This window comes from Krasilnikovia sp. MM14-A1259 (assembly GCF_047159535.1).
Lineage (GTDB): Bacteria > Actinomycetota > Actinomycetes > Mycobacteriales > Micromonosporaceae > Actinoplanes.
Genome location: NZ_BAAGAJ010000002.1, coordinates 1,833,293 through 1,846,178 on the forward strand (window position 1 = coordinate 1,833,293; position 12,886 = coordinate 1,846,178).

A 12,886-nucleotide genomic window follows, 5' to 3' on the forward strand; every position below is an offset into this window, starting at 1 on the left:
CCTAGGAACCTGGGTTCATTGCGAGCCGGAGGTGCGCCATGACGATCAACCCTGGTACCGCCGAATTCCCCCACCGGCAGATCGCCGCCCAGCTGCGCGAGCGCATCCGCCGCGGCGACTGGCAGCCCGGCGAGCGGCTGCCGTCCATCCCGGCCATGGCGGAGATGTTCGGGGTGGCCAAGCAGACCGTGCAGCGGACGGTCGACCAGCTGCGCGTCGAGGGCGTACTGATCACCAAGCCGGGGTCGGGCACGTACGTGCGCGGCACACGGCGCCGCCTCAACCGCCTCTCCCGCGGCCGGTACGGCGCCCACCGCGGCTACCACGCCGATCTTGCCGCCCGGTACCGGCAGCAGCTCGCCGGGGTGGGCCGCGAGCCCGCCCCGCCCGAGGTGGCCGACGCGTTCGGGGTGCGCGACGGCACCGAGATGCTGGTCCGTAGGCACATCGTGCGTACCGACGACGCCCCGGTGGAGGTGGGCGCGTCCTGGTTCCGGGTCACGGATGCGGGCGGCACCTCGCTGGAGCGCGTGGAGGCGTTCGGGCGGCCGCTCTACCAGGAGGCGGAGGAGGCCATCGGCCGCCGGTACGCCTCGGCCACGGACACGATCAGCGCCCGGCAGCCCAGCCGGGAGGAAGCCGAGATCCTGCAGATCCGCCCGGACACCCCGGTGCTGCATCTGCTGCACGTCGCGTTCGACGAGACCCGCAAGCCGATCGAGGTGGCGCAGGCGACCTGGCCGGGCCCGATGACCACGCTGACCGAGGAGTACCGCATCCCCGCGCCGAGCCCCGAGCCCGAACCGGGCCCGGGGCTCACCCTGGCGTGATCGGACTCAGATCTCGTCCCACGGGACGCCGGGGTCGGCGAGGCGGTGCGGGTCGACCGGCTTTCCGGAACGGATCAGCGCCTGGATCGCCGGGACGACGTCCCACACGTTGACGTTCATGCCGGCCAGCACCCGGCCGTCGGAGATCCAGAACGCGATGAACTCGCGCCGGTCGAGGTCGCCGCGGATCACGACCCGGTCGAAGCCCCCGGGCGGGGCGTACCCGGTGTACTCCATGCCCAGGTCGTACTGGTCGGTGAAGAAGTAGGGCAGGTCGTCGTGGCTGACCTGCTGTCCCAGCATGGCGCGGGCCGCCACGGGGCCGCCGTGCAGCGCGTTGGACCAGTGCTCGACGCGCAGGTGCCGCCCGAGCAGCGGGTGGTACGCGTTGGCGACGTCACCGGCGGCGTGGATGTGCGGGTCCGCGGTTCGCAGGGACTCGTCGACCACGACGCCGTTGTCGACCGTGAGCCCGGCCGCCTCGGCCAGCTCGGTGTCCGGCCGTACGCCGACGGCGGCGACGACCAGGTCGGCGGGCAGCTCGGCGCCGTCGGTCAGCACGACCGTGGAGACCTTGCCCGTGCCGCGGATCTCAGCCACCCCGGTGCCGAAGCGGAACGTGACGCCGTGGCCGCGGTGCAGGTCGGCGAAGACGTGGGCCATGTCGTCGCCGAGGACCCGCTGCAGTGGGAGTGCGGCGGTCTCGACGACGGTGACCGTGGCGCCGCGCTGCCGGGCGGCGGCGGCGACCTCCAGCCCGATCCACCCGGCGCCGACGATCACGACGTGGGGCGAGCCGGTCAGCGCGGTGGCGATGCGGGCGCTGTCGGCGCGCGTACGCAGCTGCTGCACGCCGTCGAGCCGCGCGCCCGGGACGTCCAGGGGGCGCGGGCTCGCACCGGTGGCCAGCAGCAGCTTGTCGTACGTGAGGTCGGTGCCGTCGGACAGGCGCAGCCGCCGGGCGGCGCGGTCGAGCCCGGTGGCCCGGATGCCGGTACGCAGATCGACGTCGTGCTCGGCGTACCAGCCGGGGTCGTGGACGAACACGCTGTCGGGCACGGCGTCGCCGGTCAGCACCCCCTTCGACAGCGGCGGGCGCTCGTAGGGGCGGTCCGGCTCCGCGCCGATCAGGACGATCCGGCCGTAGAAGCCCTCCTCACGCAGCGTCTGCGCGGCCTTCGCACCGGCCAGTCCTGCGCCGACGATCACGAATGTGCCGTCTGCGGTCATCACGGGTCTCCGATCTTCGGGTACGGCCGGTATCAGCGGGCGCCGACGCCGGCCAGGGTGAAGAACTCAGCGCGGGAACGGGCGTCGCTGCGCAGCGTTCCCTGCAGGGTGGAGGTGATGGTCGTGGCCCCGACCGCCTGCACGCCGCGCAGCGTCATGCACAGGTGCTCCGCCTCGACGATCACCCCCACACCGCGGGGGCTGAGCTGTGTGGTGAGCCAGTCGGCGATCTGCTTGGTGAGCCGTTCCTGCACCTGGGGACCGTGGGCGAACAGCTCCACGACGCGGGCCAGTTTGGACAGGCCCAGGATGCGGTCGCCGGGCAGGTAGCCGACGTGGGCGACGCCGACGAACGGCAGCAGGTGGTGCTCGCAGACCGACCGGATCGGGATGGCCCGGGCCAGCACCAGCTCGTCGTAGCCCTCGTCGTTGGCGAACGTGGTCAGTGTGAACTCGCGCGGGGTGAGCAGATCGGCGTACGCGCGGGCCATCCGGGCCGGGGTGTCGGCGAGCCCGTCGGCGTCGAGATCCACGCCGAGCGCGTCGAGGAACGCGGCCGCGGCCCGCACCGCGGCGGCTTCGTCGCGGCGCGGGCGCGCACGGTGTACGGGAAGCGGCGTGACGCTCACGTCAGCAGCCCTCGTGGTCCGGTCGGTGCGGCGTCATTCCGAGCCTCCGATTTTCGCTAATCGTCGTTGGTGTTAACGATCATGCTGCACCGACCCGGCGGGAATTTCAATAGCACATGTTGGTGATAATCTCCGGTGATGGACACGGGTGATCGCTGGAGCGCGATGGCGGCGCTCGTCGACGTGTCCCGCCGCGCGCTGTACGACTACGTGCGCCGCGCCGGCCACCCCGTCACCCGCGAGGAGGCGGCCGACGCCCATCACATGTCGCGCAATCTCACCGCGTTCCACCTCGACAAGCTCGTCGAGTCCGGCCTGCTGCGCGCCCGCTACGAGACGCCCGCCGGGCGGCCACGCGGCCGCGGCCGCGCCCCGAAGGTCTACGAACCGGCGGACGGCGAGGGCGTGGCCCTCACCGTTCCCGAACGGCGCTATGAGCTCATCGCCGAGATCCTGGCGGACGCCGTCTCCGACGACCCCGGCAACGCCGAGCAGGCGGCCCGGCGGCACGCCCGGCAGCGGGGGTACGACCTGGGCACCCGGCTACGCGCCGAGCCCGGCGACCTCGTTGCCGCGCTGTCCGGGCTCGGCTTCGACCCGGAGGCGGCCGGCGCCCGGGTGGTGCTGCGCAACTGCCCGTTCCACGCCGTGGCGACCCGGCAGACCGCCCTGGTGTGCGGGCTCAACCACGCATTCCTCGCCGGCCTGATCGAGGGCACCGGGCGCACGGACGTGACCGCCCGGCTGGAACCCCGGCCCGGCCACTGCTGCGTCGAGCTGGACGACCAGCCCGGCGGGCAGTCCCCGGCGCCCGGGACGTCACCGCTTCACGCAGCGCCCGCGGATCACCCGGGCCCCGGCTAGAGGCGGACGCCCAGCAGGGCGTCGGTCACGCGCGCCATCAGGGCGGGCGCATCCCGGTCGTCGCCCGCCCCGGCCAGGGCGGCGTCCGACCAGGCGTCGAGCAACGCCAGCGCGGCGGGGGTGTCGAGGTCGTTGGCGAGGGCCGCGCGTACCGCCGCGAGCAGACCCGCCCCGGACGGCCCGGCGGGCGCCGCTGCGGCCTCGCGCCACCGGGTCAGGCGCTCCTGACCGGCCTTGAGCACGTCGTCGGTCCACTGCCGGTCGGCGCGGTAGTGGTCGGCCAGCAGGGCCACCCGCACCGCCATCGGGTCGATGCCGTCGCCGCGCAGCCGCGACACGAACACCAGGTTGCCCTTGGACTTCGACATCTTCTCGCCGTGCAGGCCGATCATGCCGGCGTGCACGTAGTGGCGGGCGAACGGGGCCGCACCGGTCAGCCGCTCGGCGTGCGCGGCGGAGCACTCGTGATGCGGGTAGATCAGGTCGTTGCCGCCGCCCTGGACGTCGATGGTGGTGCCGAGCAGGCCGAGCGCGATCGTGGCGCACTCGATGTGCCAGCCGGGCCGGCCGGGGCCGAGGTCACCGCCGTCCCACGCGGGCTCGCCGTCGCGGGCGCCGCGCCACAACAGCGGGTCGAGCGGGTCGCGCTTGCCGGCGCGTTCCGGGTCGCCGCCGCGCTCGGCCGACAGTACGAGCATCTGCTCGCGGGTCAGGTGCGACTCGTAACCCCACGCGGGGGCCGCGGAGATCGGGAAGTACACGTCGCCGGTGCCGTCGTCGAGACGGTACGCCGCGCCGGTCTCCAGCAGTTCGCGCACGTGCACCGCGATGGCCGGGATGGACTCGACCGCGCCGATGTAGTGCTCCGGCGGGATGATCCGCATCGCCTCCATGTCCTCGCGGAACAGGGCGGTCTCGCGCATCGCGAGCACGACCCAGTCCTCGCCGTCCCGGTCAGCGCGCTCCAGCAGCGGGTCGTCGATGTCCGTGACGTTCTGCACGTACGTGACCGGGTGGCCGGCGTCGCGCCACGCCCGGTTGATCAGATCGAATGTGATCATGGTGGCGGCGTGCCCGAGGTGCGTGGCGTCGTACGGGGTGATCCCGCAGACGTACATCGTCGCCGTCGCGCCCGGGGTGGTGGGCTGCACGGATCGGCGGGCCGAGTCGTACAGCGCCAAGGGTGTGGCGGTTCCCGGCAGCGTCGGCACCTCGTGCCCGGTCCAAGCGTCCATGGTCACCGAGCCTATCCAGGCGGCCCGGCGCCGCGGGCGTGAGCTAGGCCTCTGCGGGCTACACCGGGGGCCACGGGACGGACGGCCAGTCCCGCGACGGCTTCGGGAAACGCGCCGAACGGGCCAGGCGCCGCGCCCGCAGCCGCACGTGCTGCACCTCCGACACGGTCAGGTGCTCCTCCAGGGCCTGGCCCAGCGGCCCGTCCAGCTTCTCACCGAGCGTGGCCAGCACCTGCTCCGCCTCGGCGGGCAGGGCCTTGCCGGTCCACCCCCACAGCACCGTCCGCAGCTTGTTCTCGACGTGGAAGCAGACGCCGTGGTCGACCGCGTAGATCCGGGCGTCCGGGCCGTACAGGACGTGGCCGGCCTTGCGGTCGGCGTTGTTGAGCACCGCGTCCAGCACGGCCAGCCGGGCCAGCCGCCGGTCGTCGGCGTGCGCGAGGGCGTACGCATCACCGTCGGGGTCGCGGGCCGAGGCGATAGCGAACCAGCCCGCGGGCACGTCGTACGCCGGGACGAAGCCGACCAGCGTCTCGGCGTCCTCCGGCTCGTCGATCCACAACTGCACCGCGCCGGGGCCGAGCGGCCCATCCCGCAGAATGGTCGGCGGCACCAGGCCCCATCCGGTCGCCTGGGAGACCAGGAACGCCGAGACCTCCCGGCCGGCAAGCGTGCCGTCGGGGAAGTCCCACAGCGGGCGTTCGCCGCGCACCGGCTTGTACACGCAGCGGGCCTGGACCCCGGCCAGCGTGATCTCGGCGCGCAGCGTGGTGTTGGACGCCTCGACCAGCCGCCCCTCCAGCTCCATCTCGCCGCGCTGGAGCAGTTCGAGGGCGTCGTCCTCGGACAGCACGGAGGCCGGTTCCGCGGTGGTCACCGGTGGTAGCCGTTGTGGCGGGGGCAGAGGTGACCGGCCGGGTCCAGCGGCTGGCCGCACAGCGGGCACGGGGGCCGCCCGGCGGCGACCACCCGGCGGGCCCGGTCGATGAACTCGCGGGTCGCCTCCGGGGTGAGCCGCACGCGGAGCCGGTCCAGGTCGTCGTCGGGCTCGTCCTCCTCGTCGGCCGAGTCCTCGTCCTCGTCGGCCAGCTCGGCCTCGGTCTCGCCCTCCCCCGCCTCGATCGCCTCGATCACCACCGTGGTGGAGTCGACGTCGAAGGCCAGTCCCAGCGTGCCGACCCGGAACTCCTCGTCGACCGGGGTGTCCAGCGGCTCGTTGTCGTGCCCGGACGCGGTGCTCTCCGGCAGCGCGATGCCGAAGCGCCGGCTCGCCTCGGTGAGCAGCTCCTCCAGCTTCTCCGCCAGCAGGGAGACCTGCACCTTCTCCAGCGCCACGCTGATCACCCGGCCGCCGCCACGGGCCTGGAGGAAGAACGTCCGGTCGCCCGGCTCCCCCACCGTCCCGGCGACGAATCGCTCCGGCGGCTCGAACGCATGCACCTGGTGGGTCATCCCCGGCTCCCCTCCGGCATGGCCCGGTGCCGCCGCGGCACGCCGCTGCTCCTCTCCGGCATGCCGCAGTGCCCCTCGCTGCGCTCGGTCATACCCCGACCCTAGCCGTCGCCGCACGCGGCTGCGCAGTCCACCGGGGCGGGTTCGCGGAGGGCGCAACCCGGCACACGCAGGCGTAACACGCCGGTCACGGGCTGTGCTCAGACGCCCGCGCCGGCCCCACCGCCGACCGCCGCGTCCGAGGATTCCGCCGGACGTGCCGAGCGGCGCCGCCGCGCCGGTTTCGGGGGCACCAACGACGCCAGGTCGGCGGTGTCGTTCAGCCGGACCAGGAACGGCCGCGTCGGGGTGTACCGGATCGCGGTGACCGACGCCGGATCGACCACGATGCGCTGGAACTGGTCCAGGTGCAGCCCCATCGCGTCCGCCACGATCGCCTTGATCACGTCGCCGTGGCTGCACGCCAGCCAGACCGCCTCGGGCCCGTGCTCCGCGGTCACCACGGCGTCCCACCGGCGGATCGTGGCCACGGCCCGCGCCGACATGTCCGCCATGGCCTCGCCGTTCGGGAAGACCACCGCGCTGGGATGGTGCTGCACCACCGGCCACAGCGGGTCCTTGGCCAGCTTCTTCAGCGGCTGGCCCTCCCAGTCGCCGTACCCGCACTCGATCAGGCCGTCGTCGACGGCCGGATCGGTGCCGGGCAGCGCGAGCTCCAGGGTCTGCCGGCAGCGGCGCAGCGGGCTGGTCACCACCGCGGCCAGCGACAGTGCCGACAGCCGCTCGCCCACCCGCTTCGCCTGTTCGCCGCCGGTGTCGTCGAGCTCCACGGGCTGCCGCCCGGCCAGCCCGCCGCTCGCATTGGCGGCGGTACGCCCGTGGCGTAACAGCAGAACGGTCGCCACGGCTAGACGGCCACGCCGGACGCCTCGTACGCCTCCGCCGCGGCGCGCATGGCGGCCAGGGCGTGCTCGCGGGACGTGGCGTGCAGCTCGATCGACAGGGTGCCGACGCCCGCGGCCGCGTACTCGCGCATGCGTTCGGCGATGCGGGCGGGCGGGCCGATCAGCGAGACCCGCTCGATGAACTCCTGCGGCACCGCCGCCGCGGCGTCGCGGATCTGGCGGGCCAGGTACAACTCCTGCACCTTCGCCGCCTCCTGCTCGTAGCCCATCCGTACCGCGAGCTGGTTGTAGAAATTCTGGTCCTTGCTGCCCATGCCGCCGACGTACAGGGCGGCGTGCGGGCGGATCAGGTCGGCGCCGGCCGCGATGTCGTCGCCCACCACCAGCGGGGCGGTGACGTTGACGTCGAAGCCGCTGAGCCCGGCGCCGCTCTTGGCCCGGCCGCGCTCGATGTGCTGCAGATACTCCCCGGCGGCGTCCGGCGCGAAGAAGATCGCCAGCCAGCCGTCGGCGATCTCGCCGGTCAGCTCCAGGTTCTTCGGCCCCACCGCGGCCAGGTACACCGGGATCGTGTCGCGCGGCGGGTGGAAACCCAGCCGCAGCGCCTTGCCCGCGCCGTCGGGCAGCGGCAGCTGGTAATGCTGCCCGGCGTACGCGACCGGCTTACGGGCCAGGGCCAGCCGGACGATGTCGACGTACTCGCGGGTGCGCCCCAGCGGCTTGGCGAACCGCACGCCGTGCCAGCCCTCGGAAACCTGCGGGCCGGAGACGCCCAGGCCCAGCCGGAACCGGCCGCCCGAGACCGTGTCGATCGTGGCCGCGGTCATCGCGGTCATCGCGGGGCTGCGCGCCGGGATCTGCATCACGGCCGCGCCGACGTCGATCTGCCGGGTCTGCCCGGCGATCCAGGCGAGCATGCTCGGGGCGTCCGAGCCGTACGCCTCCGCCGCCCACACCACCGAAAAGCCCAGCCGGTCGGCTTCCTGGGCGAGGGCGAGGTGGTCGGCGGGGGTGGTCCACGAGGTCTGGTAGCCGAGGCTGAGTCCGAGCCGCACGGGTCCTCCCGATCGTCGCGGGAGCCGCCTTGCTCCCGTCAGGAAGCCTACGCAAACACGTACGGTGATCTCCGCGGTGTTCCGTCGCCTTCCCGACGCGGTTGACCTGCCGCAAGGATTTCGCGGATGACCAGGTCTGAATAAGGTTCACCCATGCAGCAACGACCGCTCGGCCGAAGCGGGCTGGCGGTCTCCCGGCTCGCGCTCGGCACCATGACCTGGGGCCGCGACACCGACCCGGACGACGCGGCCGCGCAACTCAAGTGCTACCTCGACGCGGGCGGCACCCTGCTGGACACCGCCGACGTGTACGGCGACGGCGACGCGGAGACCGTCATCGGTTCCCTGATCGACCAGCTCGTGCCGCGCGACGAGATCCTCATCGCGACCAAGGCGGGCCTGGCCCGGGGTCCGCACCGGCGCCGCGACGGCTCCCGGGGGCATCTGCTGCGCGCGCTGGACGCGTCGCTGCGGCGGCTCGGCACCGACTATGTGGACCTGTGGCAGGTGCACGGGTACGACCCGCAGACCCCGCTGGAGGAGACCCTCGCAGCCCTGGACCACGCGGTGAGCTCCGGCCGGGTCCGGTACGTGGGGGTGTCCAACTTCGCCGGGTGGCAGACCGCCCGGGCGGCGACGTGGCAGGCCGCGTACCCGGGGCGGGCGCCCGTGGTGGCCGCCCAGATGGAGTATTCGCTGCTGGAGCGCGGGATCGAGCGGGAGCTGCTGCCCGCCGCGGCGGCGCTGGGCATCGGTGTGCTGCCATGGTCCCCGCTCGGGCGCGGGGTGCTGACCGGCAAGTACCGCAACGGGCGCCCGGCGGACTCCCGGGCCGCCTCGGAGCACCTGGCGCCGTTCGTCCAGACCTACCTGGAGCCGCGCAGCTCCAGCATCGTCGAGGCGGTCGTCATCGCCGCGGGCGGTCTCGGCGTGTCGCCGCTGGAGGTGGCGCTGGCGTGGGTCCGCGACCGGCCCGGGGTGGTGGCGCCGATCCTGGGCGCGCGCACGGCGGGCCAGTTGCAGGGCGCGCTGGCCAGCGACGGGCTCACGCTGCCTGCGGAAATCGCCGCGGCGCTGGATGACGTGTCCGCGGTTGCCGTGGGTTACCCGGAGCGCGAGGGTACTAGCAAAGGTCCGCAGGCTGGCGCATATTAGGTCACATGGACTACGAATATGCGCCGCTGCGGTTGCCGTCGAATGTCGATCGATTGACCGCTGCGGCGCAGCTGGCCATCCGGGCGGAGTTCTCAGGCTGGGAGCTGGCCCGGGTCCAGCTCTTCCCGGACGGCTCCCGGCGGGTGATGCTGCGCCGACTGGCGCAGAGCCCCGCGCAACCGGGACTGTCGTACTGAAACGGCGCCCGCCTCCCGGCGGGCGCCGTTTCAGTGCTGGTGGTCGTGCTCCTCGTCCTCGTCCGGCAGGAACGGGTGCTCGTCGAGCCGGCCGACCAGCAGGTCGCCGGCCTCGGGGGTGAACGGCCCGGTGCCGTCGGCGTCGTCGTACGCCTCCAGGTCGAGCGGCTGGGCGACCTCGCTCACGGTCAGCAGACCGTCGAGCGGCTCCAGCTCGGGCACGTCGAGCGAGGCGAGCGATCCGTCGCCGGCCTGCAGCAGCTCCAGCACGGCCTCGCCGACGCTCTCCACGCTGCCGGCGTCCTCGTCGGCGGGCACCGCCTCGCGGCGTGCCACCTCCGCGATCCGCAGCAGGGCCGCGACGCTGGGCACGCGGTAGTCGCGGCGCTGGCGCACCGAGATCACCTGCGGATACGGGTCCGCGGCGCCGTTTCCGCCCAGCCCGTCCATCCCGAGCCCGAAGCGGCGGTCCGCCTCGTCGGGGTCGATCGACTCGACGTCCCACGGCGTGACCTCGCCGAACGTGTCGAGAAGCTGCTCGTCGTACGCATAGGAGGTGTTGTTGAGCGTGACGTACGCCTGCCACACCTCGTCGTCGTCGACTCGGCCCTCCGCGGCCTTGACCGCGGCAAGATGGGCCCGGGCGGCGTCGAAGACCCGTTCCAGGGCCTTGTCCAGCTCCGCATACTGGTCGGACATGGTGACGACGTCCCTTCGGAAATGATGAAATCAGCTGGTCTGCAGAAGTCGGTCGAGCACGCGCACGCCGAACTGTAGTCCTTCCACCGGCACGCGCTCGTCGACGCCGTGGAAGAGGGCGGAGAAGTTCAGATCGGCGGGCAGCCGCAGCGGGGCGAAGCCGAAGCAGCGGATGCCCAGGGTGCTGAACGCCTTCGCGTCCGTGCCCCCGGAGAGCATGTACGGCACCGCCCGCGCCCCCGGGTCCTCGGCGCGCAGCGCCGCGGCCATCGCGTCGACCAGCGCGCCGTCGAAGCTGGTCTCGACCGCGCCCTGCTGCGAGATGTGCTCGATCTCGATGTCCGGCCCGATCACGTCGCGCAGCTGCTCCAGGAACGCCTCGGCCTGACCGGGCAGAGTGCGGCAGTCGATCGTGGCGGAGGCCCGGCTGGGGATGACGTTGTCCTTGTACCCGGCGTCGAGGCGGGTCGGGTTGGCGGTGTTGCGCAGGGTGGCGCCGATGAGGTTGGCGATCGGGCCCAGCTTGGCGATGGCCACCTCGGGATCGGCCGGGTCCAGCTCGATGCCGAACGCGTCGGACACGTGTTCCAGGAACGCCGCGACCGTGGGCGTGACGACCATGGGGAAGCGGTGGCGCCCGACCCGGGCGACCGCCTCGGCCAGCGCGGTGACCGCGTTGTCGTCGTGCACGAACGAGCCGTGCCCGGCGCGGCCGCGGGCATGCAGGCGCAGCCAGTCCAGCCCCTTCTCGGCGGTCTCGATCAGGTAGAGCCGCAGGTCGTCGTTGACGGAGTAGGAGAAGCCGCCGACCTCGCCGATCGCCTCGGTGCAGCCGGTGAACAGGTCGGCGTGCTCGCGGGCCAGCCATTGGGAGCCGTATTCCATGCCGGCTTCCTCGTCGGCGGTGAAGCACAGCACGATGTCGCGCGGCGGCCGCACACCGGTGCGGCGCCATTGCCGGACCACCGCGAGCATCATCGCGTCGAAGTCCTTCATGTCGACCGCGCCGCGCCCCCACAGGTAGCCGTCGCGCTCGGCGCCGGAGAACGGCGGGACGGACCACTCGCTCGCGTCGGCGGGAACGACGTCGAGGTGACCGTGGACGAGCAAGGCCCCCCGGGCGGGGTCCGCGCCGGGGATGCGGGCGACCAGGTTGGCCCGCCCCGGGGCGGACTCGTAGATCTGCGCCGGGATGCCGACGTCGTCGAGGCGTTCGGCCACGTACTCCGCGGCGGCGCGCTCGCCGACGGTGGTGCGCGGGTCGCCGGTGTTGGTGGTGTCGATCCGGAGCAGGTCGCGGCAGATCTCCACGACCTCGTCGTCGGCAGTGGCGTCCATCCGCCTTTCATACCAGGCCGGGCGGGACGGCCATCGTCTGGCCGTGCACGGTCCGGACCCGTCGTGATGTTCATCAATGTGAGCGCGAACCTGTGAACAACGTACAAAGTAGACGTTGATCACGCGTGGCGTGCTGGTTTGGGCACGGAAAGTTCAGATCTTGCGTACGAGTTATTAGGAAGTGTCCATTTGCGTAACCCGTTTGTCATATGTAGCGGATCTATCACCATCCAAAGGTCTTCCCGTCGATCCCATGAACGTCCTACCGTCACGCTATGAACCTGGAGCTGCGGCATCTCAAGGTGGTCTGCGCCATCGCCGAGACGGGCAGCGTCACGAAGGCGGCGTCGCTGCTGGGACTCGCCCAACCGGCCCTGACCGCCCAACTGCAACGGATCGAGCGCACCCTCGGCGGCCCACTGTTCGAACGCGACCGGCGCGGCGCCCGCGCCACCGCCCTCGGCGAGCTCGTGCTCTCCCGGGCCCGCGTCCTGCTGCCCGCGATGAAGGGCCTGCAGGACGAGGCCGCCCGGCTCGCCGGGGCCGGCACCGACCAGGGCATGAGCCGGTACCGGATCGGCACCATCGGCGGGCCGGTGATCGGCGGGCTGGTGCACCGGCTGTCCGCGGCGCAGCCGGACGCCCAGATCTCCACCCATGCCTCGTACTACGTCGACGAACTGGCCAACATGGTCGTCGCGGGCAAGCTGGACTACGCGCAGGTCGGCGTCTGCGGCGACGCGATGCCGTCCGCGGACTACGGCCTGCTCTGGCAGACCATCGCGGTCGACGCGGTGTGCATCCTGCTGCCCGAGGACCACCCGCAGGCCCGGGGCGAGGACATCGACCTGGCCGAGCTCGCCGAGGAGCAGTGGGCGGCCGGCACCGGCGACGGCTGCATGGCGGAGTGCTTCGCGGCCGCCTGCGCCCGGGCCGGGTTCACCCCTCGCCGGGTCCTGGAGACCGACGTCCGCGGCGTGGTGGACATGGTCGAGATGGGCCTGGCCATCGGCATCTGCCAGCCCACGTTCCGGCCACCCGCCGGGCTGACCCACCGGCCCCTCGCGGGCGCTCCGCTGCGCTGGCGGCAGGTGCTCGGGTGGCATCCCGAAAGCCCCGCGGCCCACGTCGCCCCATGGCTGATCGGCATGGCCCGGGAGGCGTACAAGGAGGCGGTGGCCCGTAACCCGCGATACCTGAAATGGCTGGCCGCCTATCCCGCACTCAGCAGCCACCAGCTCGCGGCGGCATGATCGGCGGCGCGGCCCGGCGGCACCGCGGTGGCCGTACGTGCGAG

14 protein-coding genes are annotated in these 12,886 nt (G+C 72.8%); 5 read left to right on the forward strand and 9 right to left on the reverse strand.

Going from position 1 to position 12,886, the window contains the following annotated elements; all coding sequences use genetic code 11:
- Positions 1-38 precede the first annotated feature (38 nt).
- Entirely contained in the window at positions 39-830 is a 792-nt protein-coding gene (locus ACMCNK_RS07920; protein ID WP_412735738.1) for a GntR family transcriptional regulator, read from the forward strand.
- Positions 831-836: 6 nt separating this feature from the next.
- On the opposite strand, the gene ACMCNK_RS07925 is transcribed toward ACMCNK_RS07920, so the two are convergent.
- Positions 837-2,060, reverse strand: a complete 1,224-nt coding sequence (locus ACMCNK_RS07925; protein ID WP_412735739.1) for an NAD(P)/FAD-dependent oxidoreductase — start codon at positions 2,058-2,060, stop codon at positions 837-839.
- A gap of 32 nt (positions 2,061-2,092) precedes the next feature.
- On the reverse strand, positions 2,093-2,689 hold the full coding sequence (gene folE, locus ACMCNK_RS07930) for a GTP cyclohydrolase I FolE (protein ID WP_412735740.1): 597 nt from the start codon (positions 2,687-2,689) through the stop codon (positions 2,093-2,095).
- A 138-nt stretch (positions 2,690-2,827) separates the two neighbouring features.
- On the opposite strand from folE, the gene ACMCNK_RS07935 reads away from it, so the two are divergent.
- The gene (locus ACMCNK_RS07935) at positions 2,828-3,553 is read left to right on the forward strand and encodes a helix-turn-helix transcriptional regulator (protein WP_412735741.1); all 726 of its coding nucleotides are present in this window, start codon (positions 2,828-2,830) and stop codon (positions 3,551-3,553) included.
- Here the strand turns inward: ACMCNK_RS07935 and mshC are convergent.
- The 5 genes from mshC to ACMCNK_RS07960 form a co-directional block, all read right to left on the reverse strand.
- Positions 3,550-4,788, reverse strand: coding sequence for a cysteine--1-D-myo-inosityl 2-amino-2-deoxy-alpha-D-glucopyranoside ligase (mshC, locus tag ACMCNK_RS07940; RefSeq protein ID WP_412735742.1), 1,239 nt, complete (start codon positions 4,786-4,788; stop codon positions 3,550-3,552). The two genes, ACMCNK_RS07935 and mshC, sit on opposite strands and share 4 nt — an antisense overlap.
- Before the next feature lie 58 nt (positions 4,789-4,846).
- Positions 4,847-5,665: an SCO1664 family protein gene (locus tag ACMCNK_RS07945; protein WP_412735743.1), complete on the reverse strand. Its 819-nt coding sequence runs from the start codon at positions 5,663-5,665 to the stop codon at positions 4,847-4,849.
- On the reverse strand, positions 5,662-6,240 hold the full coding sequence (locus tag ACMCNK_RS07950; RefSeq protein ID WP_412735744.1) for a DUF3090 domain-containing protein: 579 nt from the start codon (positions 6,238-6,240) through the stop codon (positions 5,662-5,664). Before ACMCNK_RS07950 ends, ACMCNK_RS07945 begins: the two co-directional genes overlap by 4 nt.
- A gap of 200 nt (positions 6,241-6,440) precedes the next feature.
- Positions 6,441-7,145, reverse strand: a complete 705-nt coding sequence (locus tag ACMCNK_RS07955; RefSeq protein WP_412735745.1) for a histidine phosphatase family protein — start codon at positions 7,143-7,145, stop codon at positions 6,441-6,443.
- Between the two features lie 2 nt (positions 7,146-7,147).
- Entirely contained in the window at positions 7,148-8,200 is a 1,053-nt protein-coding gene (locus ACMCNK_RS07960; protein ID WP_412735746.1) for an LLM class F420-dependent oxidoreductase, read from the reverse strand.
- Positions 8,201-8,353: 153 nt separating this feature from the next.
- Between ACMCNK_RS07960 and ACMCNK_RS07965 the strand changes: the two genes are divergently transcribed.
- Both ACMCNK_RS07965 and ACMCNK_RS07970 read left to right on the forward strand, forming a co-directional pair.
- A complete protein-coding gene (locus ACMCNK_RS07965) occupies positions 8,354-9,355 on the forward strand; it encodes an aldo/keto reductase (protein ID WP_412735747.1) in 1,002 nt (333 codons plus the stop codon).
- Positions 9,356-9,360: 5 nt separating this feature from the next.
- Positions 9,361-9,552, forward strand: coding sequence for a DUF5703 family protein (locus ACMCNK_RS07970; protein ID WP_412735748.1), 192 nt, complete (start codon positions 9,361-9,363; stop codon positions 9,550-9,552).
- Positions 9,553-9,582: 30 nt separating this feature from the next.
- On the opposite strand, the gene ACMCNK_RS07975 is transcribed toward ACMCNK_RS07970, so the two are convergent.
- Complete coding sequence (locus ACMCNK_RS07975; protein ID WP_412735749.1) at positions 9,583-10,251, reverse strand: hypothetical protein; 669 nt, start codon at positions 10,249-10,251, stop codon at positions 9,583-9,585.
- Between the two features lie 30 nt (positions 10,252-10,281).
- The gene (locus ACMCNK_RS07980; RefSeq protein WP_412735750.1) at positions 10,282-11,589 is read right to left on the reverse strand and encodes a M20/M25/M40 family metallo-hydrolase; all 1,308 of its coding nucleotides are present in this window, start codon (positions 11,587-11,589) and stop codon (positions 10,282-10,284) included.
- Positions 11,590-11,864: 275 nt separating this feature from the next.
- Between ACMCNK_RS07980 and ACMCNK_RS07985 the strand changes: the two genes are divergently transcribed.
- On the forward strand, positions 11,865-12,842 hold the full coding sequence (locus ACMCNK_RS07985) for a LysR family transcriptional regulator (protein ID WP_412735751.1): 978 nt from the start codon (positions 11,865-11,867) through the stop codon (positions 12,840-12,842).
- Positions 12,843-12,886: the final 44 nt, after the last annotated feature.